Annotated in this window: 16 protein-coding genes; 11 read left to right on the top strand and 5 right to left on the bottom strand. The window is 69.9% G+C overall.

Annotation, left to right across the window (positions count from 1 at the left end; genetic code table 11):
- Nucleotides 1–16 precede the first annotated feature (16 nt).
- Entirely contained in the window at nt 17–1,399 is a 1,383-nt protein-coding gene (lpdA, locus tag ACZ6Z4_RS35855; protein WP_465575637.1) for a dihydrolipoyl dehydrogenase, read from the bottom strand.
- Nucleotides 1,400–1,764: 365 nt separating this feature from the next.
- Here lpdA and ACZ6Z4_RS35850 point away from each other — a divergent pair, with 365 nt between their 5' ends.
- Nucleotides 1,765–2,082 (top strand): hypothetical protein, encoded by a 318-nt coding sequence (locus ACZ6Z4_RS35850; protein ID WP_363671366.1) that lies wholly within the window; start codon nt 1,765–1,767, stop codon nt 2,080–2,082.
- Here ACZ6Z4_RS35850 and ACZ6Z4_RS35845 read toward each other — a convergent pair whose 3' ends face one another.
- Nucleotides 2,083–2,889, bottom strand: a complete 807-nt coding sequence (locus ACZ6Z4_RS35845) for a carbon-nitrogen hydrolase family protein (protein WP_465575632.1) — start codon at nt 2,887–2,889, stop codon at nt 2,083–2,085. It abuts the gene before it with no gap.
- A 28-nt stretch (nt 2,890–2,917) separates the two neighbouring features.
- On the opposite strand from ACZ6Z4_RS35845, the gene ACZ6Z4_RS35840 reads away from it, so the two are divergent.
- The gene (locus tag ACZ6Z4_RS35840) at nt 2,918–3,556 is read left to right on the top strand and encodes a GntR family transcriptional regulator (protein WP_465575628.1); all 639 of its coding nucleotides are present in this window, start codon (nt 2,918–2,920) and stop codon (nt 3,554–3,556) included.
- On the opposite strand, the gene ACZ6Z4_RS35835 is transcribed toward ACZ6Z4_RS35840, so the two are convergent.
- Nucleotides 3,543–4,880, bottom strand: a complete 1,338-nt coding sequence (locus ACZ6Z4_RS35835; RefSeq protein ID WP_465575626.1) for an MFS transporter — start codon at nt 4,878–4,880, stop codon at nt 3,543–3,545. The genes ACZ6Z4_RS35840 and ACZ6Z4_RS35835 overlap by 14 nt on opposite strands.
- 77 nt (nt 4,881–4,957) lie before the next feature.
- Between ACZ6Z4_RS35835 and ACZ6Z4_RS35830 the strand changes: the two genes are divergently transcribed.
- Both ACZ6Z4_RS35830 and ACZ6Z4_RS35825 read left to right on the top strand, forming a co-directional pair.
- Nucleotides 4,958–5,641, top strand: coding sequence for a DUF2848 family protein (locus ACZ6Z4_RS35830; protein ID WP_465575623.1), 684 nt, complete (start codon nt 4,958–4,960; stop codon nt 5,639–5,641).
- A gap of 1 nt (nt 5,642) precedes the next feature.
- Entirely contained in the window at nt 5,643–5,966 is a 324-nt protein-coding gene (locus tag ACZ6Z4_RS35825; RefSeq protein WP_465575616.1) for a cupin domain-containing protein, read from the top strand.
- A 21-nt stretch (nt 5,967–5,987) separates the two neighbouring features.
- Here ACZ6Z4_RS35825 and ACZ6Z4_RS35820 read toward each other — a convergent pair whose 3' ends face one another.
- The gene (locus ACZ6Z4_RS35820; RefSeq protein WP_465575611.1) at nt 5,988–7,481 is read right to left on the bottom strand and encodes a leucyl aminopeptidase; all 1,494 of its coding nucleotides are present in this window, start codon (nt 7,479–7,481) and stop codon (nt 5,988–5,990) included.
- A 166-nt stretch (nt 7,482–7,647) separates the two neighbouring features.
- Between ACZ6Z4_RS35820 and gcvT the strand changes: the two genes are divergently transcribed.
- The 7 genes from gcvT to ACZ6Z4_RS35785 all read left to right on the top strand — a co-directional run bounded on the left by gcvT (nt 7,648) and on the right by ACZ6Z4_RS35785 (nt 18,342).
- Nucleotides 7,648–8,742, top strand: a complete 1,095-nt coding sequence (gene gcvT / locus ACZ6Z4_RS35815) for a glycine cleavage system aminomethyltransferase GcvT (RefSeq protein ID WP_465575608.1) — start codon at nt 7,648–7,650, stop codon at nt 8,740–8,742.
- A gap of 260 nt (nt 8,743–9,002) precedes the next feature.
- A complete protein-coding gene (locus ACZ6Z4_RS35810) occupies nt 9,003–11,846 on the top strand; it encodes an AfsR/SARP family transcriptional regulator (protein ID WP_465575604.1) in 2,844 nt (947 codons plus the stop codon).
- Nucleotides 11,847–12,223: 377 nt separating this feature from the next.
- The gene (locus ACZ6Z4_RS35805; RefSeq protein ID WP_465575601.1) at nt 12,224–13,231 is read left to right on the top strand and encodes an ABC transporter permease; all 1,008 of its coding nucleotides are present in this window, start codon (nt 12,224–12,226) and stop codon (nt 13,229–13,231) included.
- 40 nt (nt 13,232–13,271) lie between these two features.
- Nucleotides 13,272–15,029, top strand: a complete 1,758-nt coding sequence (locus ACZ6Z4_RS35800; protein WP_465575598.1) for an ABC transporter substrate-binding protein — start codon at nt 13,272–13,274, stop codon at nt 15,027–15,029.
- A 105-nt stretch (nt 15,030–15,134) separates the two neighbouring features.
- Nucleotides 15,135–16,127 (top strand): ABC transporter permease, encoded by a 993-nt coding sequence (locus ACZ6Z4_RS35795; RefSeq protein ID WP_465575594.1) that lies wholly within the window; start codon nt 15,135–15,137, stop codon nt 16,125–16,127.
- Nucleotides 16,128–16,165: 38 nt separating this feature from the next.
- Nucleotides 16,166–17,272 (top strand): ABC transporter ATP-binding protein, encoded by a 1,107-nt coding sequence (locus ACZ6Z4_RS35790; protein ID WP_465575591.1) that lies wholly within the window; start codon nt 16,166–16,168, stop codon nt 17,270–17,272.
- Nucleotides 17,273–17,280: 8 nt separating this feature from the next.
- Complete coding sequence (locus ACZ6Z4_RS35785) at nt 17,281–18,342, top strand: ABC transporter ATP-binding protein (protein ID WP_465575588.1); 1,062 nt, start codon at nt 17,281–17,283, stop codon at nt 18,340–18,342.
- A 68-nt stretch (nt 18,343–18,410) separates the two neighbouring features.
- Here the strand turns inward: ACZ6Z4_RS35785 and dnaN are convergent, their stop codons facing one another.
- Nucleotides 18,411–19,499, bottom strand: coding sequence for a DNA polymerase III subunit beta (dnaN, locus tag ACZ6Z4_RS35780; protein ID WP_465575585.1), 1,089 nt, complete (start codon nt 19,497–19,499; stop codon nt 18,411–18,413).
- Between the last annotated feature and the right edge of the window lie 5 nt (nt 19,500–19,504).

The following is a 19,504-nucleotide window of genomic DNA, read 5'->3' as shown; positions in this document are numbered from 1 at the left end:
GCGGCGCACCACCAACTTACTCGTGGAAGTGCAAAGGCTTTCCGGCCAGCGCCAGGTGCGCTTCGCCGAGGGCCTCGTTCTGGGTCGGGTGGGCGTGCACGAGCGGCGCGACGTCGGCCGGGTACGCCTCCCAGTTGTAGATCAGCTGGGCCTCGCCGATCAGTTCGCCGACCCGGGAGCCGACCATGTGCAGGCCGACCACCGCGCCGTCCTTGGCCCGGACCAGCTTCACGAACCCCTGGGTCTTCAGGATCTGGCTCTTGCCGTTCCCGCCCAGGTTGTAGTTCAGGATCTCCACCTCGCCGTACGCCGAACGCGCCTGCTCCTCGGTCAGGCCGACGGAGGCGACCTCCGGCTCGGAGTAGGTGACGCGCGGGATGCCGGCCTCGTCGATCGGGGCCGGGTTCAGCCCGGCCAGGTGCTCGGCGACGAAGATGCCCTGCTGGAAGCCGCGGTGCGCGAGCTGCAGCCCGGGCACGATGTCGCCGACGGCGTACACGCCCGGGACGCTGGTCTGCAGGTTCTGGTCGACGGTGACGAAGCCGCGGTCGAGCGCGACGCCGACCTCCTCGTAGCCGAGGCCGGTGGTGTTCGGGCCGCGGCCGACCGCGACCAGCAGCAGCTCGGCCTCGATCACCTCGCCACCGGCGACGGTGACCCGGACGCCGTCGTCGGTGACCTCGACGGACTCGAACGACGTGCCGGTCTTGAAGCCGATCTTGCGCTTGCGGAAGGCCCGCTCCAGGGTCTTGCTGCAGTCGGCGTCCTCGGCCGGGACGAGCCGCGGCAGCGCCTCGACGATCGTCACCTTGGTCCCGAACGACGTCCAGGCGCTGGCGAACTCGACACCGATCACGCCACCGCCGAGCACGACCGCCGACTCCGGCACCCGGTCCAGCGTCAGCGCGTGCTCGCTGGCGATCACCCGGCGGCCGTCGATCTCCAGGCCGGGCAGCGAGCGCGAGTACGAGCCGGAGGCGATGATCACGTTCTTGCCCGTGTACGTCGTACCGCCGACCTCGACCGTCGTCGGGGAGGTCAGCCGTCCCTCGCCCTCGATGACGGTGATGCCGCGGGACTTGATCTGTCCCTGCAGGCCCTTGAAGAGGCGGTCGACGACGCCGTCCTTGTACTTGTTGACGCCGCCCATGTCGACGCCCTCGAGCGTCGTCCGGACGCCGAACTGCTCACCCTCGCGGGCGGAGTCGGCGACCTCGGCGGCGTGCAGGAGGGCCTTGGTGGGGATGCAGCCACGGTGCAGACAGGTGCCGCCGAGCTTGTCCTTCTCGACGAGGGCGACGGACTTGCCGAGGACGGCGGCGCGCAGCGCGGCGGCGTAGCCACCGCTGCCTCCGCCGAGGATCAGCAGGTCGTACGTCGTGTCTGCCGTGGTCGTCACAGGTTCCTCCGTGGGTCAACTGGTCAGCGGGCGGTGGGTGCCCCCGGGTCGCGGGGGTGGCCCGGCGTCATCTTGTCATCGCGGGGCCGCTGGGTCGTCTTTGGGCTCGCCGCGGCGCAGCAGCGGTCGCGGAACGCGTCCGGTGAGGGCAGCCACCGCGGGGGTGGTGTCCGGAAACCCGGAGGCGGGCCGCGCAGCAGCGGCGCGGCGCCGGCGGCCGGGCCGAACTTTTCCCGCGAGGGCGGCGTCGTACCGACCGATGTGGGGGCCGCGTGCCGGCCCGGCCCTGGGCGGTGCGGAGGGGTGGCCGGGGCGGCACGTGCTGGATCCGCGACTTATTTGTGGTGATAGGGGACACTTTGTCCATGAAGTGGTTCGGTCGCCGGCAGAGGCCGGGCACGATGCGTAAGTCGGACAACCCCGACCAGGCGCACCTGCGGGAGTTCGTCCAGACCCGGCAAGGGGTCGAGGGCTTCGTCGAGCCGCGCACCGCGGTCACGGAGTACACGATGCTCCTGGTCGCCGTCGACGGTGAGTGGACGCGGCGGCGGGTTCCGTCGGTCGAGTGGGCGCACAACTTCGCGAACAAGCTGGGCATCCCGTCGTACGACGCCGCCGTGGTGGGGTACCCGCCGCGCATGCGCGAGTACAACGCCCGCCAGAAGAAGAACGGCCTCGCCTAGCTACAGGATCGGCACACGCCGCCGCACACCAGCGGTCAGCTCGGTGTCGACAGCGCCCAGCAGCAGCCCCGGCTCCGAGCCCAGCCGCGCGCTGACCCGCCCCAGCGGATCAGCGAGCACGCTCCGGCCGATCCCCAGCGGGTCAGACCCGGCCGGCGCGGTCCACGCCTGGTCACACGCCAGCAGCCAGGCCTGCGCGTCCGACGCACGAGCACGAGTCAGCAGATCCCACTGCTCCTCCTTGCCCGGCCCAGCACCCCAAGAAGCCGGTACGACGACCAGCTCCGCGCCCAGCCGCCCCAGCGCGCTGAACTGATCCGCGAACCGCAGGTCGTAGCAGGTCGCCAGCCCCACCGTCAGCCCGCCCAGCGCGAACGTCACCAGCTCCTTGCCCGGAGCAACCAGGTCGGACTCGCGCGACCCGAACGCGTCGTACAGGTGGATCTTGCGGTACGACGCCTCGACGCCCGGCCCGGTCGCGAGCAGCGTGTTGTGCACCCGCCCGTCGGCCGCCGGCTCGAACAGGCCCGCGACCACGACCACACCGGTCTCCTCGGCGACCTTGCGCAGCCCGGTCGCGAACGGCCCGTCGAGCGGCTCGGCGACCGCCCGCAGATCACTCCCGAACGCGGCCAGCGTGGCCTCCGGCAGCGCGACCAGCTGCGCCCCGGCGTCCGCGGCCCGCCGGACGGCGTTGATCGCGGCAGCTAGATTGGCGACAGGATCGGCACCGGTCAGGATCTGGGCGGCAGCAACCACGATCGGCATCGACTCGCCAGCAGCATTCTGCGCGGTCAGGGATGTCATGAACCCTCCAAGGCTGTATACATTGAGTATGCAATTGAGTGGGGACTCCGGCCGCGACCGCGCCTACCAGTACCTGCGAGGGACCGTGCTCAGCGACCCCGCGGTCTCCGGCACGTTCATCAACGAGCAGGCCGTCGCGACCGAGGTCGGGATCTCCCGGACGCCGGTCCGGGAGGCGCTGCTGATGCTGGCCGCCGAGGACCTGGTCCAGCTGGTCCCGCACCGCGGCGCGTTCGTCGCGCCGGTGCCCGGCCGCGAGATCGCCGAGATGATGCAGGCCCGCGGCGTGATGGAGTGCTGGGCCGCGACCACCTGTCTGGCCGCCGGTACGACGCCGGTCGCGCCGATGTCCGCCGTACTGGAGCAGCAGCGGGCGATCGTCGAGTCCGGCGACGCCAAGGACTTCATCGAGCTGGACAGCCAGTTCCACGCGCTGCTGATCGAATCGGCCGGTAACTCGGTGCTCGGCCGCCTGTACGACAGCCTGCGTGCGCGGCACGTGCTGCTGGGCGTCGTGGCGCTCGGCCGCAGCGCCACCCGCCGCCAGGACGTGCTGTCCGAGCACCAGGCCATCGTGGACGGCCTGGCCGGCGGCGACAAGGCAGCTGCCGAGGCGGCGATCCTCCGCCACCTCGACACCACCGGGGCCATCCTCATGCAGGGCTAGTCGTTGCCGCGGCGTCCTGCGGGCTGGCCGCCGCATCGTCCTGTACGGCGCGGCCGAGCCGCAGCCCGACCAGCGTGACCACACAGGCGACCACGATGTACGCCGCGATCACGTACCCGGTACCGGCCTTGGCCAGGAAGTACGTGAACGCCAGCGGCGCGAGCGCCCCGCCAATCACCCCGGCCAGCGTGTAGGCCAGCGAGCTGCCGGTGTAGCGGAGCCGGGCGGTGAACTGCTCCGAAACGAACGCCGCCTGCGGTCCGTACATCAGCGAGTGGAACACCAGCCCGATCACCACCCCGGGTAGCACGGTGGCCAGCGACGACGCGATGGCGAAGAACACCACGCTCCACACCGCTCCGCCGACCGCGCCGATCGCGTAGACCAGCCGCCGCCCGTACCGGTCGGACAGCCAGCCCGACAACGGGATGAGCCCGACCTGGAACGCCGAGCCGACCAGTACGGCGGTGACCGCCTGGCCGCGGCTCATGTCGAGCTCCTGCGTCGCATAGGTCAGCACGAACACGGCGAACATGGCGTAGAGCACGTCCGGCCCGACCCGGGCCAGGATGGCTGCTGCCAGCCCGCGCCGCTGCGTCCGGAGCACCTCGGTGACCGGTGCGGTCGGCCGGTCGCCGCGCGCCTCCAGCTCCTTGAACACCGGAGTCTCCTCCAGCCTGGTCCGGATCAGCAGACCGAACCCGACCAGTAGGGCGGACAGCAGGAACGCCACCCGCCAGCCCCAGCTCAGAAACGCGTCCTCCGACAGCGCCCCCGCCAGCACAGCCAGTACGCCGTTCGCCATCAGCGTGCCCAGCGGCGGACCCACCTGCGCGGCCGACGCCCAGAACCCGCGCTGACCGGCCTGGCTGAACTCGCTGCTGAGCAGTACCGCACCGCCCCACTCGCCGCCCACTCCGACGCCCTGGACGAAGCGCAGGAACACCAGCAGCGTCGGTGCGATCGCACCGGCCTGGGCGTGCGTCGGCAGCAGGCCGATGAAGAAGGTGGCCACCCCGATCAGCAGCAGCGTCGCGACCAGCACCCGCTTGCGGCCGATCACGTCGCCGAGCCGGCCGAAGAAGATCCCGCCGAGCGGCCGCGCGACGTACCCCACGGCGTACGTCGCGAAGGCCTGCAGGGTCCCGGTCAGCGGGTCGCTGCCCGGGAAGAACAGGTCGCCGAAGACCAGGGCGGCGGCGGAGCTGTAGACGGCGAAGTCGTACCACTCCAGCGACGTGCCGGACAGGCTCGCGGCGAACGCCTTGTAGAGGCTGCGGCGGTCGCCCTGGGCGGCGGATCCCGGGCTGGTGGGCAAAGGCATCGGGTGGACCTCCTTCGGTCGATGCTCCATACTCGTCGTATACAACGTGTTCACGCAAGTGCTGACGGAGGTTTCCAATGTCCCAGGTCCTGCGCTTCACGCTCCCGGACGGTCGGGAACGGGCGATCCAGGTGCGCTACGCGCTCAACGCCGGGTACGCCGGCCGCGACACCGCGCAGGTCCAGCACCACGTCGACGAGCTGGCCGAGCTGGGCGTGCCCGCGCCGCGGCGGATCCCGACGCTCTACCCGCTGTCGGCGTCGCTGGTCAGCCGCCCGGAGGTGGTCCAGGTCGCGCACGGGCGGACCTCTGGCGAGGCGGAGTGGGCGCTGATCGTCGGCGACGGGCCGGACGACCTGCTGCTCACCGTAGCGTGCGACCACACCGACCGGGCGCTGGAGGTGCACGGGGTCGCGTGGAGCAAGCAGACCGCGCCGGACGCGCTGGGGGACGTCGCCTGGCCGCTGCGGGAGGTGGAGGCCGAGCTGGACGGGTTCACGCTCAAGGCGTGGGTGCGGCACGGCGACGACGAGCAGCTGATCCAGGACGGGACGCTGGCGCAGCTGCTGCCGCCGTCGTACTGGGTGAAGGAGCTGGGCGACCTGCTGCGGCCGGGGACCGTGCTGCTCAGCGGGACGATCCCGATGATCGCCGGGGTCGACCAGTTCGCCGACGCGTGGCGGGTGGAGCTCACCGACCCGCGCGGACTGACCAGCCGGATCGAGTACGCCGTGGAGCAGCTCGCCGAAGCGTGGGACTGACATGAAGGCCCAGCACGAGTTCTTCCCCGTCGACCAAGTTGAGTGGACCGAGTCCGGTGGGATCAGCCAGCGAGTGTTGAGCGACGGCCCCGAGGACAACCTCACCCGGATCGCCCGCTGGGCTCCTGGGACCACCACAGATGAGGTGATCAGGCACGAGTACTTCGAGGAGGTCTACCTCCTGGAGGGCTCGCTGACCGACCTCACGCTGCAGCAGACCTTCACCGCCGGCCAGTACGCCGCCCGGCACCCCGGCATGCCGCACGGCCCGTACCGCACCGAAGAGGGCTGCACCATGCTCGAGGTCCGCTACCCAGCCGGGTAGCGGACCTCGAGGCAACGAACGTCAGCTGGCCGCCGCGGCCAGCTCCACCAGCGTGCGGACCGAGTACCCGGTACCGCCGGTGGGGGTGTAGCCCGAGGGGCCGCCGTCGTTGAACGCCGGGCCGGCCACGTCCAGGTGCACCCAGTCGATGCCGTCGGCAACGAAGTCGCCGAGGAAGGCGGCCGCGGCGAGCGCGCCGCCCCACGGCTCGCCGGTGATGTTGGCCAGGTCGGCGACCTTCGAGTGCGAGCGCAGCTTGTCCAGCATCTCGGCCGGGATCGGCAGCGGCCACATCGCCTCGCCGGCCGCGACCGCGGCGTCGACGACCCGCTCGCGGGCGGTGTCGGTGTTCGCGAACGCACCGGCCACCTTGGTGCCCAGGGCAACGACACAGGCGCCGGTCAGGGTGGCCACGTCGACGATCAGGTCGGGTGCGTCCTCTGACGCCCGGACCAGCGCGTCGCCGAGCACCAGCCGGCCCTCGGCGTCGGTGTTCAGCACCTCGACCGTCTTGCCGCCGTACATGGTCAGCACGTCGGACGGCCGGGCCGCCGAGCCCGACGGCATGTTCTCGGCCATCGCGGCGTACGTGGTGACCTGGACCGGGAGGCCGAGCCGCGCGATCGCGAGGGTGGCCCCGACGACGGCGGCGGCGCCGGCCATGTCGGCCTTCATGCTGACCATGCCGGACGCGGTCTTCAGCGACAGGCCTCCGGAGTCGAAGGTGATGCCCTTGCCGACGAAGGCCAGGTGCGTGACCGGCTTCTTCGGGGTGTAGCTGAGCCGGACCAGCCGCGGCGGGTTGGTCGAGCCCTGGCCGACGCCGAGGATGCCGCCGTAGCCGCCCTTGGCCAGCGCCTTCTCGTCGAGCACCTCGACCTTGACGCCGTACTCCTTGGCCAGCTTCTGCGCGTGCGTGGCGAACTCGGCCGGGTGCAGGTCCGACGGCGGCGTGTTCACCCAGTCGCGGACCTGGTGGACCGCGTCGGCGACGATCTGGGCCCGCTCGAGCGCGGCCTTGGCGTCCTTGTTGCGGGCCAGGTCGGTGATCAGCGTCAGGTTGCCCGGGGCGTCGGTGGAGGCCTCGGACTTGTACGCCGTGAACGAGTAGCGGCCGATCAGCGCGCCCTCGGCGACCGCGCGGACGCAGTCGGCGTCGGGGGTCGGCAGCGCCAGCGCGACCGACTGCGTGGTCTTGGCGGCGCGGACGCCGACACCGGCGGCGGTGCGCAGGTCCTCGGTCTTCAGCGCGCCGTCCGGCGCCGTCCCGAGGCCGACCGCGATCAGCGTCGCCGACTTGCCCGGCTTCGGGCCGGGGACCTTGGTGACCTCACCGGCCTTGCCGGTGGCTCCGAGCCCGGACAGCACCTCCACCAGCCGGCCGTCGTACGCGGCGTTCAGCGACTCGGTGCCGGCCGGCAGCGCCACGCCGCCGTCGAGCTTGACGACACCGATGACGACGGCGTCGGTCCGGACGCCGGCCGCATCTGACTTGCTCAGGGTGATGGTGCTCACGAAATCCTCAGTCCTCCTTGACCGGATGGCAGGTGCGCCGGTCGTGACGGTACGTGAAAGCTGCTTCAGCATGCTACGTGGCGGCGGCGGTGGAGATGCGTGCCACACCACGACCGCTGCCCGATCGGGCTCCGCGGGCCGCCGCCGGTCCGGTAGGTTCCGCTGCATGACCAGCTTGAAGAAGTCCCCGCTGCACGAGCGGCACGTCGCCCTGGGAGCCAAGTTCGCCGAGTTCGGCGGCTGGGAGATGCCCCTGGAGTACAGCGGGGTGGTGGCCGAGCACACCGCGGTCCGGACCTCGGTCGGCGTCTTCGACGTCAGCCACCTGGGCAAGGCGACGGTGAAGGGTCCCGGCGCCGCGGCGTACGTGAACTCCTGCCTGACCAACGACCTGGGCAAGATCGGGCCGGGCCAGGCGCAGTACACGCTGTGCTGTGCCGAGGACGGCGGCGTGGTCGACGACCTGATCGCCTACCTGCACGCCGACGACGACGTCTTCCTGATCCCGAACGCGGCGAACACCGCCGAGGTCGTCCGCCGGCTGGCCGAGCAGGCGCCGGACGGCGTCGTGGTGACCAACACCCACGACGACTACGCGATCCTCGCCGTCCAGGGCACGCACTCCGACGACGTGGTCGCCGCGATCGGCCTGCCGACCGGCCACGACTACATGGCCTTCGCCGTCGCCGAGTACGCCGGTACGCCGGTCGTCGTCTGCCGCACCGGCTACACCGGCGAGCGCGGCTACGAGCTGGTCGTCCCGAACGCCGCCGCCGTCGCGGTCTTCGACGCGCTGCTGGCCGCGGGGGAGCAGTACGGCATCGTCCCGGCCGGCCTCGGCGCCCGCGACACCCTGCGCACCGAGATGGGGTACCCGCTGCACGGCCAGGACATCTCGCCCGAGATCACCCCGGTCCAGGCCCGCTCGGGCTGGGCGGTCGGCTGGAAGAAGGAGCACTTCTGGGGCGACGCCGCCCTGCGCGCCGAGAAGGAGGCCGGTCCGAAGCGCGTCCTGCGCGGCCTGCGCGCCGTCGGCCGCGGCATCCCGCGCCCGCACATGACCGTCGCCGGCCCCGACGGCACCCTCGGCGAGGTCACCTCCGGCACCTTCTCCCCGACCCTCAAGAAGGGCATCGCCCTGGCCCTCCTCGACGCCTCGGTCAAGGAAGGCGACCAGGTGACCGTCGACATCCGCGGCCGCCAGGAGGCCTTCGAGGTCGTCAAGCCCCCGTTCGTGACGGTCAACGTCCGCCAGGACTGACTCCGCCGCCGGCTCACCACCCGGGGGCCGATCGGAAGTCGCGGCGCCGCACTCCCACGACAGTGGGCCTGCGGCGCCGCTGCCGTCCCGCACCAGCTGCTGCCGGGGGCGCCCGTCAGCAGCATGCCGGTCAGCAGGGCGAGCCCGGCCGCAATGGCAGTCCATGGTCTGTGCACGCGTCACTCGCTTCCGGGGAGGCTGGGCGGACAGCATGCGGGCGGGTTGTTACCCGGCTCTTACCACCGCACTACGCTGCGTCCGTGGAGTTCCGACTGCTTGGGCCGGTCCAGATCTGGATGGAAGGGCAGCAGGTCGAGCTGAAGCGCAGGCAGGAACGCCTGCTGCTTGCCGTCCTGTTGCTCGAGTCGGGCAAGGCGGTGCCTGCCGACCGACTCATCGAGCTGCTCTGGCCGGAGGAGTTGCCGGGTAGTCCCAAGCGCGCGCTGCAGGTGTACGTCTCACGCCTCCGCGCAGTGCTGGCGACCGGGGACAGCAAGCTGGTCAGCAGCCCGCACGGCTACGCCGTCGACGCTCCGCGCGGTCGCACCGACGTAGAGCTGTTCGCTGCGCTCGTCGAGCAGGCCAAGCCGCTGGAGGATCTGGAGCAGCGCCACAAGCTCCTGACCGACGCACTGGCGCTCTGGCGAGGCCCGGCGCTGGCGGACGTAGCGTCCGAGGACGTACGCCGACGCCTGTGCGCGGGCCTCGACGAATCCCGCTGGGCGGCGCAGGAGCTGCGGCTGACCACCGAGCTGGCTCTGGGACGCCACCGCGAGGTCCTGCCCGAGCTGGCCGAGCTCACAGCCGAACAGCCGACCCGGGAGTCACTCGCTGCGACCCGGATGTTGGCGCTGTACCGGTCCGGTCGCCAGACAGACGCGCTGGCGGCGTACGCCGACCTGGTTCGGCACCTGTCCGACGAACTGGGTGTCGAGCCCGGGCAGAAGTTGCGCGACCTCCAGGTCGCGATCCTGCGCCAGGACGAGTCCCTGGACTTCCGGGAGGCCGAGGCAGGTCCCCGCGAGCTACCTGCCGACATCGGTGTACTGGTGGGGCGGGACAACCTACTGGCTGAGCTGACCGGCGTACTGCGACACCGCAGCGGCCCGCCCCCTGTCGTCTGCCTGTACGGCGCCGCCGGGACCGGCAAGTCCGCCACGGCCGTGCGGCTCGGCCACACACTGGCGGCTGAGTTCCCCGACGGGCAGCTGTTCGCCCGGCTCCAGGACATCAACGGTGAGCCGGTGCCGCCCAACCTCCTGCTTGGACGGCTGCTGCGCTCGCTGGGCATCGAGTCCGTACCGGAGTCGCTGGAGGAGAGGGCAGCGCTGCTGCGTTCCACTGTGGCCGGCAAGGCGGTGCTGCTGGTGCTCGACGACGCAGCGGACGCCGGTCAGTTGCGGCCGTTGCTGCCCGCTGACAGCAGATGTGCCGTAGTCGTCACGTCGCGACGGCCGCTGCTCGGGCTGGAGGACGCGGTCCACCAGGAGATCACCGCACTCGACGACGCAACCAGCGCGGAGCTGCTGGCCGCACTCTCCGGCCGCCCAGCGGAGGAGCTGCAGGAGATCGTCGACTACTGCGTCGGGCTCCCGCTCGCGCTGCGGATCGTCGGGTCGCGGCTGAGCCTGATCCGTGAGGACGTCGCCGACGTGGTCCGCTCCCTGGCCGACGAGACGAGCCGCCTCGACTACCTGGTCGCCGGCGACCGCGCCGTACGAGCCAGCCTCGACCTGACGCTGCGAACGGCGGGCGAGACCGCCCGCCGCCTCTTCGGCTACCTGGCGCTGGTCGGCGCCGACGAGTTCTCGGCCTGGGTCGCGGCGCCGCTGCTCGACCTGGACGAGCATCCGGCGCGAGGGATCCTGAACGAGCTGGTCGCGCTGGGGCTGGTCCAGCCGCGGCGGATCAGCCCACCGACGTACGGGCTGCACGCGCTGGTGCGGGCGCGGGCGGTCGAGGAGCTCAGGACGGTCACCGACCGCGAGACGGTCGAGGTCCGGTACCTGCAGGCGGTGCTGCGGCTGCTGGCGATTGCGGGGGAGACGATCGGTGAGATCCTGCCGCGACGGATGCTGTACGACGCAGGCGAGGGTCGGATGCTCGTCGACGCGGAGCGCGAAGCCGCGCGCGGGGCCGACTGGCTCGCTGTCGAGGCTCCGCTGGTAGCGGCCGCGGTGCGGCTCGCTTCCGGGCACCCGCGGCTCGCGGCGATGCTGGCCATGCGCCTGGACGACTTCCTGGTGCTGCGGGACCTCCGCGAGCTGCGTCAGGACGTTCTGGCGGTGGCCGACGCGACGACCAGCGGCACGGACCCGGAGCTGGAGTCGGAGGTGCTCAAGCGCAGGTTCGGTGCCGAGGCGCAGGCGAACGCGGCGGATGTGCTGGTCGAGATCGGGCAGCGCGCGCTGGACGCCGCGGAGCGGGCCGGCGATCCCGATCTGCGGTCCGGAGCCCTGCTGATGCTCGCCTACCAGGCCGGCGAGGCCGGCGACTACGCGACGACGGTCGCGACCGCCGAGCAGATGCTCACCCTGGTGGACCGGTGCTCGGACCCCGCGACTGTCGAGGCGCGGGCGCTGGATCACCTGGCCTCGGGCCTTGCGGGACTCGGACGGCGCTCCGAAGCGATCGAGGTCCGGCGCCGGCTGCGGGCCGTCAGTCCGCCGGGCTCGCGGCTCCATGCCATCCGGCTGGTGCTGTTCGCCCAGGCGCTGGCCGGCGGCGAGGGGCAGGGAGCCGAGCACCGCGGCGAGCTGACGGAGGTCGTGGCGGAGGCGGGGGAGATCATCGACCGGATCGGCGACGACCTCGGCCGGGCGCACGTGGACATCGTCGAGGCCCGGGTCAGGACGCTCGGTGCCGACTTGGCCGCCGCGGCGGAGCTGCTCGACCACGCCGCGGCGGTGTTCGCCGAGCGACCGGACCAGTGGGGCGACGTACAGCTCCGCAGCGCCCGAGCGTGGCTTGCGGTGCACAGCGGGGATCGCGCCGGAGGCCGGCGGTTGCTGACCGAGGGGATCGCGGCGATGACCGCGTCCGGGTACGTCCCCGGCGTACAGGAGCTGCGTCGCCAGTTGGAACTTGCCGAATCAGGCACTTGATCACCGTCGGTGATGTTTCACCGAGAAACCGGATTCCTGCACTGTCCGTGACAATCTGGCACAAAATGGCCATTGTCGGTGCTGTGCCGCCGCGAATTGTCGATCATCGGTTGCTCAGTGTGAACATTCGTTCCAAATGTACCGCCCTGGTACTCGTTCCGGTAACGATTTGTACACTGCTGCCGGAAGCCGCTGGTTTGGCCGAGATGTGTCGGGCAGGCTAGCGCGCGGTGTGGCGCCGGTCGTTGTCAAGGGATTTCGGCTGCACCTTGCTGCACCTGGTTCCCTGACCGGGGAACGGCGCGATCTACAGACCGTGGCCGGTCCCGTCCCCGGAATCTGGCTGACAGAGCTGACACAGAGCTGACGGAGTGCGAATGAGCATCGGTTCACCCGACTCGACCGTAGGTGTCGAGGACCACCCGTCGTCGGCGGAGCCCGTACGCGACGCGAGTGTGGCGCACGGGAAATCGCCGACGCGGATCGCGATGGACCGGCTCCGCAAGGACCGGGTCGCGGTGATCTGTGCCTGCGTGGTGCTGTTCTTCATCCTGATCGCGATCTTCGCGCCGCTGCTGACGAAGCTCGAGGGCGGTGACATCAGCACGTTCACCCCTGACCTGGTCGACGAGTACGGCTTCCCGACCATCGGAATCACCCCGGACCACTGGTTCGGGGTCGAGCCGAAGACCGGCCGGGACAACTTCGCCCGGTGGGTCTACGGCGCGCGCCCGTCGCTGATCGTCGCGTTCGTGGCGACACTGTTCGGTACCGCTGTCGGGGTGGTGATGGGCCTGCTGGCCGGATTCCTCGGTGGTTGGGTGGACCGGCTGATTTCCTGGATCATCGACTTCGTTCTCAGCCTGCCTTACCTGCTGTTCGCGATCGCGATGGTGCCGATCGTGGAGAACATGCGCGGCGGCTCGTTCAACCTGACCCCGGACGAGCAGGCCTCGACCCGGTTCTTCGTGCTGATCTTCGTCCTGTCGTTCTTCGGCTGGGCGGGCCTGGCCCGGATCATCCGTGGTGAGGTGCTGTCGCTGCGCGAGCGCGAGTTCGTGCTGGCCGCGAAGGCGATCGGCGTGCCGACCCGGCAGGTGCTGTTCAAGGAGCTGCTGCCGAACCTGGTCGCGCCGATCGTGATCTCGGCGTCGCTGGCGCTGCCGGCGTACGTGACGGCTGAGGCAGGGCTCTCGTTCCTGGGCGTGGGACTGATCGAGCCGATCCCGTCGTGGGGTCAGACGATCGCCACCGCGACCAACTGGTTCAAGGCCGACCCGTTGTACCTGTGGCTACCGGTGCTCGGCATCACTGCCCTCGTGCTGGCCCTCGCCCTGCTGGGCGACGCGGTCCGGGACGCCTTCGACCCGAAGACTCGCCGGTAGCCCGGCGTTGCCCCAGCGGCAGAAAAGGAGAAAGACAACAATGCAGTGGAAGCGGATCACCGCTGTCGCGGCGACGGTCATGCTGGCCGCCGTGGCCTGTGGCACCCCGTCGTCGAACAACGGGAGTGGTAACCAGAACTCGGGCGACGCGGGCAAGGCGCAGGAGAAGGCGACCGACCCGACGGTGAAAGGCCCGGCGGCCGAGATCGACGGCGCGAAGAAGGGCGGCACCGTGACGGTGCTGTCGGACGTGACGCCGAGCACCTTCGACCCGACCAACATCTACTACATCGACGGTAACCAGATCGGCAAGCTGATGTACCGGGCGTTGACCCAGTACAAGCTGGACGACAAGACCGGGAAGCCGGTGCTCGTCCCGGACCTCGCCGAGGACCTGGGCACCAAGTCCGCCGACGGCCTGACCTGGACGTTCAAGCTCAAGCAGGGCATCAAGTACATGGACGGGTCGCCGGTCAAGGCCGCCGACTACGCGTACGCGATCAAGCGGTCGTTCGCGCACGACCTGTACGACTCGGGCCCCACGTACCAGCAGCAGTTCTTCAAGGACGGCGACAAGTACACGGGGCCGTACAGCGACGGTGACAACTACGCCGGCGTCGAGACCCCGGACGAGTCGACCCTGGTCATCCGGCTGGCGAGGAAGTTCGACGACCTTCCGTTCTACGCGGCGTTCCCGATGTTCACGCCGATCCCGAAGGCCAAGGACACCAAGCTGTCCTACGAGCAGAAGCCGATGGCGACCGGTCCGTACATGGTGGAGAGCTACACCGCCGGATCCCAGCTGAAGCTGACCAAGAACCCGAACTGGGACCCGAACACGGACCCGGTCCGGCACCAGTACCCGGACAACTGGGACTTCAAGTTCTCCCAGGACCTGCTGAAGGTGCAGCGCCAGGTGCTGGCCAGCAACGGCGCCGACGCGAACGCGCTGAGCTACAGCAACCTGGACGCCAGCCTCGTGCCTGAGGTCAAGGACCAGAGCCAGATCATCCGCGGCGGATCGCCGTGCGACGCGGTGCTCGGCATGGACACCCGCAAGATCCCGCTCGAGGTCCGCAAGCTGATCGCCAAAGCCTTCCCGTACGACAGCTGGCGCAAGGTCCGCGGTCTCACCCCGGACACCGCGATCCCCGCGTCCGGCTACCTTCCGCCGGCCGTCCCGGGCTACGAGAAGTACGAGCTGCCGGGCCTGACCGGAACCGGTAAGGGTGCCGAGGACCCGGCCGTCGCGGCCGAGATCAAGGACAAGCTCAAGGAGCTCGGCAAGGAGAACTTCGAGCTGAGCTACTACTACTCCAACGACGACAAGATCCGTCAGCAGCAGAACCAGCTGTGGACCCAGACGTTCACCGCGGCCGGGTTCAAGGTCAAGTCGGTCGGTGTGCCGAAGGCCAAGATCCGCAGCCTGACCAACGACATGAGCGCTCCGGTCAACCTGGGCCAGGGGCCTGCCGGCTGGTGCTCGGACTGGCCGTCCGGAACCAGCTGGTACCCGGTGCTGTTCAGGTCCGACGCGGTCAAGCTCAACAACAGCATCGGCATGATCCAGGACAAGGCTCTGGACGCCGAGATCGATCGGGTCGCGGCGCTGACCCCGAACGAGCAGCTGAAGGAGTGGTCGAAGATCGACCGCAAGATCCTCGAGGAGTACCTGCCGGCGGTTCCGCTCTACTTCAGCGCGAGCGCGTTCCCGGTCGGCAAGAACATCGGTCACGCCATCAACGACGTGACCCAGGGCATGCCCGAGTTCACCTCGATCTACCTGAAGCAGCCCTGATCGGTTCCGGTCCGCCGGAACTCCTAGCAGTCTGATCATCTGATGGTGGGGTGGTGACCGGACCTCGGTTCGGTCACCACCCCGATCGGTGAGGAGAAAACCCCCGTGCTCTACTTCGTGGCGCGCCGGCTGGTGAGCGCGCTCAGCGTGGTACTGGTCACGCTCATCGCGACCTTCACGCTGTTCTTCGTCGCCCCGACCGACCCGGCCGCGGCGATCTGCGGTGAGCGCAACTGCACCCAGGAGCGCTACAACGAGATCAAGGAGAACCTGCACCTGGACCGACCCAAGGTGCAGCAGTTCGCCGAGTACACGGCGGGGATCTTCGCCGGGCGGACCTTCGAGACCGCCGGTGTCGTGCAGGACTGCAAGGCGCCCTGCCTGGGCTTCTCGTTCAAGAACGACCGGCCGGTGACCCAGATGCTGAAGGACCGGCTGCCGGTCACGGTGTCGCTGGTCGCCGGGTACGCCGTTCTGGTGCTGACGATCGGTGTCTTCGTCGGTTCGATGGCCGCGAAGAGACGCGGCAGCACCGGTGACCGGGTGCTGATGACCAGCACGCTGGTGCTCAGCTCGGTGCCGTTCTACATCGTCGCCCTGATGGTGTCGCTCTACCTCACGATCCTCTACCCGATCCTGCCCCGTGGTGGCTACACGCCACTGTCGGACAACCCGGGCAAGTGGTTCCTCGGGTTGCTGACCCCGTGGCTGGTGATCGGGGTCTACAACTGCACGCAGTACGCGCGCTACTCGCGCGGCTCGATGGTCGAGACGCTCAGCGAGGACTACATCCGTACCGCCCGGGCCAAGGGCCTGTCGGACCGCAAGGTGACCTACAAGCACGCCCTGCGCTCCGGCCTGATCCCGGTGATCACGATCTTCGGCCTGGACATCGCCGGCTCGCTGGCCGGTGCCATCTTCACCGAGCGGATCTTCGACCTGCCCGGCCTGGGCAACCTGGTGCTGGAGAGCCTGCAGAGCTACGACCTGCCGGTGATCATGGGCACCGTGCTGATCGCCTCGGTCATCCTGGTCTCGATGAACTTCCTGGTCGACATCGCCTACAGCATCGTCGACCCGCGGGTGAGGCTGTCGTGAGCACCCCAGTCAACGAGCCCGGGAAGGACAGTTCCACCATGAGCGACTCCGCAGCCGACACCCCGCGCGGGCCGTCGATCGCGACCCGCGAGCGCCGGCAGGCCTCGCTCAACCCCAGCGGCGAGACGCCGTACCTCGAGGTCACCGACCTCACCGTCAAGTTCCCGACCGCCGACGGCCTGGTCAGCGCCGTCAACGGTCTGTCGTACGCCGTACCGCTGGGCCGGACGCTGGCCATCGTCGGCGAGTCCGGCTCCGGCAAGTCGGTCTCCAGCATGGCCGTGATGGGCCTGCACGACCCCAAGCGGACCCGGATCACCGGCTCGATCAAGCTCGGCGGCGACGAGATCGTCGGCCTGCCCGAGAACGACCTGATGAAGGTCCGCGGCGACGCCGTCTCGATGGTCTTCCAGGACCCGCAGTCGTCGCTGCACCCGCTCTACACGGTCGGCAACCAGATCGCCGAGGCGTACCTGGTGCACCACAAGGTCTCCAAGGACGTCGCCAAGAAGCGCGCCCTGGAGATGCTCGACCTGGTCGGCATCCCGAACCCGCAGCGCCGGTTCAAGCAGTACCCGCACGAGTTCTCCGGCGGGATGCGGCAGCGCGCGATGATCGCGATGGGCCTGGTCAACGACCCGAAGCTGGTGATCGCCGACGAGCCGACCACCGCGCTCGACGTCACCGTCCAGGCGCAGATCCTGGACCTGCTGAACAACCTGCAGAAGGAGTTCGGCTCGGCGATCGTGCTGATCACGCACGACCTCGGCGTGGTCGCCGAGATGGCCGACGACGTGCTGGTGATGTACGCCGGCCGCTGCGTCGAGTACGGCACCGCCGAGGACGTGCTGGCCAACCCGCGGATGCCCTACACCTGGGGCCTGCTGGAGTCGATCCCGACGGTGTCGGCGGCCAGCGAGAAGCTGCGCCCGATCAAGGGCCTGCCGCCGAGCCTGCTGAACCTGCCGAGCGGGTGCTCGTTCAACCCCCGCTGCCCCTACCAGGAGCGGGTCAAGGGCGAGCGCTGCACCACCGAGCTGCCCGAGCTGCTGCCGGTCGACGGCGCCGGCGCGCACACGTCCCGCTGCCACCTGCACGACAAGGCCTCGATCTACGAGGCCGAGGTCGCTCCGAGACTGGGCTGAGGAGAGAGATGAGCAACCCTGTGCAAGACACCCCGGCCGCCCGGAACCAGCAGGGTACGCCGCTGCTGCAGGTCCGCGACCTCAAGATGCACTTCCCGATCAAGGAGGCCGCCGGGCTGGGCCGGACCCGCAAGGTGGTCCAGGCCGTCGACGGCGTCAGCTTCGACCTGGCCCCGGGCGGCAGCCTCGGCCTGGTCGGCGAGTCCGGCTGCGGCAAGTCGACCACCGGCCGGATGATCACCCGGCTGCTCACCCCGACGGCCGGCCAGATCCTGTTCAAGGGCACCGACATCGCCCGGATGAAGGAGCGCGAGCTGCGCCCGTTCCGCCGGGAGCTGCAGATCGTCTTCCAGGACCCGTACAGCTCGCTGAACCCGCGGCAGACGGTCAGCAACATCATCAGTACGCCGTTGCGGGTGCACAACCTGGTGAAGAAGGGCAAGGAGCTCGAGCGCGTCCAGGAGTTGCTGGAGCGGGTCGGCCTGAACCCCGAGCACCACAACCGGTACCCGAACGAGTTCTCCGGCGGTCAGCGGCAGCGGATCGGGATCGCCCGGGCGCTCGCGGTCGAGCCCGAGGTGATCATCGCCGACGAGCCGGTCTCCGCGCTGGACGTGTCGATCCAGGCCCAGGTGATGAACCTGATGGAGGACCTGCGCCGCGATCTGGGCATCGCGTTCGTCTTCATCGCGCACGACCTCGGCGTGGTCCGGCACTTCTGCGACACCGTCGCCGTGATGTACCTGGGCAAGATCGTCGAGCAGGGCCCGCGGGAGCAGATCTACACCGCGCCGCAGCACCCGTACACCCAGGCGCTGCTGTCGGCCGCGCCCGACCTGGGCACGATCCGCGGCGTCCCGCCGAAGGAGCGGATCCGGCTGGTCGGGGACGTCCCGTCGCCGATCGACCCGCCGAGCGGGTGCCGGTTCCGCACCCGGTGCTGGAAGGCGCAGGACATCTGCGCCACCCAGGAGCCGCTGCTGGAGATCAAGCCGCGCTCGTCCGGCGGCCAGACCGTGGCCTGCCACTTCGCCGAGCCGAAGGTCGACCTGACCGCCGCCACTGCCTGAGTACGCTCACCCGGCCCCGTCTGCTGCCCGCAGGCGGGGCCGAGTTGTGTTCCAGCGGCGTCCGCTTTTCAGGTCTGCGGAAGGAGCCGAGGCGTGATCACGTGCAAGTAGTTCTGTTCTCCGGTCAGCACCGCCGGTTTGCGCCCTCCTGTGTAGGACATCGTCAGGTGCTCGCTCCCGAACGAGTCGATCGCGTCGAGCAGCAGCTGCGCGGTGAACGCGACCGTCAGCGGGTCGCCTTCGCGGGTGATCGGGAGGGTCTCGGCGCCGGCCGCGTCGTCGCCCGAGCCCGCGTGGACGCGGACCGAGCGTTCGCCGTACTCGAGCCAGATGGGGGTCATCCCGTCGGCGACGACGCTCAGCCGCTTCACCACGTCGCGCAGCGCGATCCGGTCGACGGTGGTGGTGATCGGGGTGTCGTCGGGGACGATCCGCCGGTAGGGGAGGTACGGACCGCTGAGCGTGCGCACCCAGGCCGAGCGGTCGTGGTTGCGGAGCAGGAGGGTTTCCTCGGACAGCGACAGCTGCACCTGACCGCCGTCTGCCGCGAACCCCCGGCTCAACTCACCCAGAGTTCTGGCCGGCACCAACGCCTCGAACTCCACCGGCTCGCTGACCGGAACCTGAGCGATCCCCAGCCGGTACCGATCGGTGGCGGCCAGCTCGACGGCGCCGCCGGAGAAGCTGAGATTGATGCCGGACAGAGCAGGCACCACGTCGTCACGAGCGGCAGAGACCCCGACCTGCTGAACAGCTGCAGCAAACGCGGCTGAATCCGCAGCTGTACCGATTTCCCCTTCAACCGAAGGGTTTTCCGGGTGGTCGGCCACCGGAAGCAACGGGAGTGAATAGACAGCGTCGTGGCTACGGATCACGCATCTGTTGTCGACCGCGCTGAGCGTGACCGGCCCCGGTGGCAGCAGCTTGGTGATCTCCGCCAGCATCCGCCCCGGCACCAGACAGGTGCCTTCGGCATCGACCTGGCAGTCCAGTCTGACCTGCACGGTCATCGCGTGATCGGTCCCGGTGATGACCGTGCTGGAGCCGGCGGTGAAGAGCAGGCCCAGCAGCACCGGCGTACTGGTCCGGTGGGGGAGTCCCTTGGCGACCCAGCCGACGGCCGCGGCCAGCTGCTGCTGATCTGCTACGAGCTTCATCCGCG

Source organism: Kribbella sp. NPDC104740 (genome assembly GCF_055583505.1).
The sequence above is the reverse complement of the archived record's forward strand: the minus strand, read 5'-3'. Positions and strand labels throughout refer to the sequence as shown.

What these genes read in the sequence shown, in the direction of transcription:
- ACZ6Z4_RS35850 (WP_363671366.1), top strand. Translation starts at nt 1,765, where the DNA reads ATGAAGTGGTTCGGTCGCCGGCAGAGGCCGGGCACGATGCGTAAGTCG.
- ACZ6Z4_RS35845 (WP_465575632.1), bottom strand. Translation starts at nt 2,889, where the DNA reads ATGACATCCCTGACCGCGCAGAATGCTGCTGGCGAGTCGATGCCGATC.
- ACZ6Z4_RS35840 (WP_465575628.1), top strand. Translation starts at nt 2,918, where the DNA reads ATGCAATTGAGTGGGGACTCCGGCCGCGACCGCGCCTACCAGTACCTG.
- ACZ6Z4_RS35835 (WP_465575626.1), bottom strand. Translation starts at nt 4,880, where the DNA reads ATGCCTTTGCCCACCAGCCCGGGATCCGCCGCCCAGGGCGACCGCCGC.
- ACZ6Z4_RS35830 (WP_465575623.1), top strand. Translation starts at nt 4,958, where the DNA reads ATGTCCCAGGTCCTGCGCTTCACGCTCCCGGACGGTCGGGAACGGGCG.
- ACZ6Z4_RS35825 (WP_465575616.1), top strand. Translation starts at nt 5,643, where the DNA reads ATGAAGGCCCAGCACGAGTTCTTCCCCGTCGACCAAGTTGAGTGGACC.
- gcvT (WP_465575608.1), top strand. Translation starts at nt 7,648, where the DNA reads ATGACCAGCTTGAAGAAGTCCCCGCTGCACGAGCGGCACGTCGCCCTG.
- ACZ6Z4_RS35805 (WP_465575601.1), top strand. Translation starts at nt 12,224, where the DNA reads ATGAGCATCGGTTCACCCGACTCGACCGTAGGTGTCGAGGACCACCCG.
- ACZ6Z4_RS35800 (WP_465575598.1), top strand. Translation starts at nt 13,272, where the DNA reads ATGCAGTGGAAGCGGATCACCGCTGTCGCGGCGACGGTCATGCTGGCC.
- ACZ6Z4_RS35790 (WP_465575591.1), top strand. Translation starts at nt 16,166, where the DNA reads ATGAGCGACTCCGCAGCCGACACCCCGCGCGGGCCGTCGATCGCGACC.
- ACZ6Z4_RS35785 (WP_465575588.1), top strand. Translation starts at nt 17,281, where the DNA reads ATGAGCAACCCTGTGCAAGACACCCCGGCCGCCCGGAACCAGCAGGGT.
- dnaN (WP_465575585.1), bottom strand. Translation starts at nt 19,499, where the DNA reads ATGAAGCTCGTAGCAGATCAGCAGCAGCTGGCCGCGGCCGTCGGCTGG.